This is a genomic window from Parafrankia colletiae (assembly GCF_001854655.1).
In the GTDB taxonomy this organism is placed as follows: Bacteria; Actinomycetota; Actinomycetes; order Frankiales; family Frankiaceae; genus Parafrankia; species Parafrankia colletiae.
The window spans coordinates 1-4,825 of record NZ_MBLM01000059.1 but is presented as its reverse complement, the minus strand read 5'-3'; the positions used below and the strand labels follow the sequence as shown (position 1 = coordinate 4,825).

At 69.9% G+C, this 4,825-nt stretch carries 3 protein-coding genes; all 3 read left to right on the top strand.

Annotated elements, in window-relative coordinates; translation table 11 throughout:
- The coding region (locus CC117_RS08985) for a hypothetical protein (protein WP_206744812.1) at nucleotides 1-433 on the top strand (433 nt) is incomplete at its 5' end.
- A gap of 29 nt (nucleotides 434-462) precedes the next feature.
- A complete protein-coding gene (locus tag CC117_RS08980) occupies nucleotides 463-783 on the top strand; it encodes a hypothetical protein (protein WP_071083302.1) in 321 nt (106 codons plus the stop codon).
- Nucleotides 783-4,825 (top strand): phage tail tape measure protein (locus CC117_RS08975; RefSeq protein WP_071083301.1); only part of this gene is annotated, 4,043 nt, incomplete at its 3' end. The genes CC117_RS08980 and CC117_RS08975, both read left to right, overlap by 1 nt.

Genomic DNA, 4,825 nt, shown 5'->3' with positions numbered 1-4,825 from the left:
CCAAGCTGACCACCCAGGAGAACGCATGAAGACCTTCAAGTCCGGACGCGACCGGCGGCCACCCGAGCCGTTCGTCGTCGAATACGAAGTCGAGGTCAAGGAAAAGGTCCAGGTGCCAGCCATCCCCGGYAGCCTCGACCTCATCGGCGGGATAGAGGAGYGCGCGACAGGCCTCTACGAGACCCACTCGCGGCAGTTCCACGCCCGCTACAGBGCCATCCCCGCCGGGATCATGCTCGCCGCCGGCGAATCGGGACCAGCGCAGGCCGCCGCGATCCGCAAGGTCCTGGAATGCGCCGTCGTCGAACGGGACGACCTGATCGCGCTGCTGTCCGACCCCGAAGCCGTCATCGCGATGGACACGTTCATCGAGATCTTCGAGTGGCTCAGTGAGCTGGYCGCCGGACGCCCTACGACCAAGCCCARCAGCTGATCGGCTGGGCACAGGATCACTGGGCCGACGTGGACGGACGCGCGCTCCTCGCAGGCATYGACCTCGATGACCTGCCGTACGACCGCGCCCTCAACGTGATCACCGCCCTCGCCGTCGACGACCAGATGCCCCGCTGGTCTGCCGAGACGAAGAAGGGCCTGGAGGTCTACGACCGACGTCGCGTCCGCGCCGAGCTGCTGGAATCCCTCGGCGGTGCAACACCCGGCCTGGCGCCCGCGGCCACCGCACGTGAACGCGCCGCCCAACGCTGGAACCCCGACACGTGGGGCACCCTGCCCGAGCACCAGGCCGGACAGCGCGCCGTCATGGCCATGGTCGGGGGGCTGTAGTGGCCACCAACCTCCTCGGGTCCGCGTTCGTCGCGATCGTCCCGAAGCCCGAGCGCTGGGATCGGCTCGGCGACCAGATCGCCAGCAAGATCCGCGCCGCCGTCCGCGAGGTGCTCGACCTCAACGCCCAGCTCGACAAGGCCGGACGATCCGCACAGCGCACYGCGACCAGCGCCAAGGAGATCGGCGACGCCGCAGGGCAGGCCCTCGGAGAGGTCAAAGCTCTCGGCAAGGGGTTCGACGGGGCCACCACCGCCGCCACTCGAACCGTCACCGCGACCGCCGACATCGAAACGGGCGTCAAGGGTGCGACGGTATCCGTCGACGGCCTGGACGTAGGCCTCAAGGGCGCCACCGCCTCGACCGCCGGCCTCAACGCCGGACTCAAGGACGCCGCCGCGTCCGCCTTCGAAGCCAGTGGGGCCACCGACGGCATCGGCCGGGCGGCGGCAGGAGCGGCCGGCAGCGTCGGAGCCGTCTCCGGGGCCCTGACCGGCGCCAGCGCCGCCGCCTCGGAAGCAGCCCGCAACGTCGAAGGCATCGGCGCCGCCGCCAGCAGCGCGGCCGACCACGCCGGCGGGCTCAGTAGCAGCCTCGAAGAGGCTGGGGCCAGCGTCGGTGAGGCCGCCACCGAAGCGGAAGCCGGATGGGCCGAATCCTTCGCCAGCGTCGAAGAGGCCGGTGCTGGCGCGTTCAGCCTCCTCACCGGCGCCGCCGCCGCCTTCGGCCTCGGGCTTGAGGACGCCATCTCCGACGCCGGTCGCGACGCCGCCGAGGAGACAGGCGACGCCGCCGACGAGGTGCAGTCCCGCTGGAAGAGGGCCTTCACCGGCATCAGAGACAACGCCGGAAGCCTGTTCGTCGCGGCCGGTGTCGCCGCCGCAGCCGCCTTCACCGTCGGACTCCAGGGATCCATCCAGGCCCAGGCGCGAGACATCCTCCTCAGCGCATCCCTCGGTATCAGCGACRAGGAGGCAACCCGCCTCGGCGGCGTCGCCGGAGACCTCTACGCCCACGCCTATGGCGACTCCCTCGGCGAAGTCACCGCGGCCGTCGGAACTGTCCGCCACAGCATCCAAGGGATGGCCCAGGCGTCCGCGGAGGACCTGAGCAGCGTCTCCGCCCGCGCACTGTCGATCTCGACGGCGTTCGGTGAGGACGTCGTCCCCACCATCACCGCGGCGAGCCAGCTCATCCGCTCCGGGCTGGCCCCGGACATGGACGCGGCGCTCGACCTCATCGCCACCGGCTTCCAGAAAGGCGCGAACTACGGCGGCGACTTCCTCGATCTGCTCATCGAGCGGTCACCCAACCTCAAGCAGTTCGGGTTCGACGGTGCCTCCGCCATCGGGTTCCTCGTTCAGGGCATGAACGCRGGCGCAGATTCGGCGGGGACCGTCGCCGGCGCCCTCGACGAGCTGATCGGCAACGCCGGAGACTCCGCCGAGGTCTTCTCCGAGCTGGGGTTCAACGGGGAAAAGATGGCCCGCGACCTCACCGGTGGCGGGCCCAAGGCTGCGAAGGCCCTCGACGCGCTTCTGGAAAAGCTCCGGTCCATCCAGGACCCGGCGAAGCGGGCCACCGCGTTCGTCAGCCTCTTCGGCGAAGAGGCGTCGGTCTTCCAGAGCGCCATCCTGTCTCTGGACCCGTCCAACGCGGTCAATGCGCTCGGACAGGTCGAAGGGGCCGCCGCCCGCCTCGACGAGAAGATGGGCACCGGGGCAAAGACGGCCCTCACCACCATCCGACGCACGTTCGAGTCCGGGTTCGCCAGCCTCGCCAGCATCGCCCTGCCGCCCATCGAGCGTCTGGTCACCGGCATCGCAGGGAAGATCGGCCCGGCGTTCGCCGTCGCAGAGGTCGGCGTACGGRCTTTCTTCTCCGCCCTGTCCGGCGAGGGTGTCACCTCGGCTGGCTTCGTCGGCGGGATGGAACGGGCCGGTGTCGTCGTCCGCTCCCTCGGTGAGACCGCCTCGCGCGCCTGGYAGCTGGTCCTCCCCGGTCTGCGTGACCTGGGCTCGTTCGTGACCCAGTCGGTGTGGCCGGCGCTGCAGAACCTGTGGGCGGTCGCCAAGGGGCTGTGGCCTGACGTGCAGCGCATCGGCCAGATCGTCGGCACGATCCTCCTCGTCGCGTTCCGCGCGCTGGCCGCGGTGCTGGCGAACGTGATCGGCCCGGCGCTACGGGAGATGACCGGGTTCTGGCGCTCGAACCAGACGACGATCACCGCGCTGGCCGTCGCGATCGGTGCTGGGGTTGTCGCCTGGTACGCCTACCGTGGCGCGGTTGCGGCGGTCACGACCGCGCAGTGGATCTGGCAGACCCGCACCCTGATCATGGAAGTGATCATGCGGAACGTGCGGACCGCCATGGCCGCGATGCGGACCGCCACGCTGCTACTCAACTCGGCGTTCCTGGCGAACCCGATCGGGATCATCATCGTCGCGCTCGTCGCGCTGGCCGCCGGGTTTGCCTACGCCTACACCCACAGCGAGACCTTCCGCAACATCGTCCAGGGCGCGCTGGCTTGGGTGAGCGGCGCCGCGCAGGCGGCGGGGCGCTGGTTCGTCGCCTTCGGCTCGGACGTCGGCGGCGTCCTGACCGCCGTCAGCTCCGGGGCGCAGGCCTTCGGTGGATTTTTCGTCGGGATTTTCCGGGGGATCTTCGACTACGTCTCGTCGATCGTGCGCGGCGGACTGGCTATCTGGCGTGGCGTGATCGACATCGGGCTCGGCGGGATCCTCGCCGCCGCCCAGCTCTGGTGGATCTACTTCACTACGCCCTYCCGTGTCGGATTCGAGGTGATCCGCGGCCTCTTCTCGTTCTTCTCGGCRCTCTTCCGTGGCGACTGGGRCGGAGCCTGGAAYGCGATCTCCGGGACGACGACGCGCGTGCTCGGGATCGTGCGTGGCGCGATCGATTCTGGGCTCGGAGCGATCAAGACCGCCTTCCAGACCACGAAGGACGGCATCGGCGTTATCTGGGATGGACTCAAGACAGTAGCGTCAGCACCAGTCAAGTTTGTCGTCGAGACCGTCTACAACAACGGCATCCGCCGCGCGTGGAACTCGATCGTCGCGAAGATCCCCGGCGTCCCAGAAATGCCAGCACTGAGCGTCCCCGGCCTCGCCGCCGGCGGACCCATCGCCGGCGGGGTACGCGGCCAGGACTCGGTGCTGCGCTGRCTGATGCCCGGCGAGCACGTCCTCACCACCGCCGAAGTCAACGCCGCCGGCGGCCACGGCCGGATCTTCGCCCTGCGCCGCGCACTCGGCGGCGGCACCCAGGCCAGCGGCGTCGGCATGGCCCTCGGAGGCGTCGGTGACGCCCTCGGTGCAGCCTGGAACGCCACCGGCGGACGTGCCGTCGACAAGCTCGAAGACCTCGCCCGGGCCGGCCTCGCCAAGGGCTTCGAGCTCGCCGTCAGCCCGATCCGCGGCGCCATGAACTCCACCCTCGGCCGGGGCGACAACTGGCGCGGCATCATCAACCGGCTCATCCAGACCCCGTTCGACAAGTTGATCGAATGGGTCCGCGGCAAGGAAGCCGAAATGGTCCCCGACGCGGGGCCGGTCGGCGCCGGAGTGGCCCGTTGGTCCGGGGTGTCCTCCGCCGTTCTCAACGAGACCGGCCAGTCCCTGTCATGGCTGCCGCTGCTCCTCAAGCGGATGAACCAGGAGTCCGGCGGCAACCCCCGCGCCATCAACCTGTGGGACTCCAACGCCAAGGCCGGGATCCCGTCCAAGGGCCTCATGCAGGTCATCGACCCCACATTCCGCGCCTACGCCGGACCCCACATCGGCGCCGGGATCTGGGACCCGCACGCCAACATCTACGCGGCGACCAAGTACTCGCTGTCCCGGTACGGCAGCCTCGGCAAGGCGTGGAACCGGGCCGGGGGCTACGACCAGGGCGGGCCGCTGYACCCCGGCTGGACCATGGCCTACAACGGCACCGGCCACGACGAATGGGTCTCCGTCAACAAGCCCAGCGGCGGGGTCCTCGTGGCCGCCGGGGCGATCCAGCAGAACATCGACGCCCG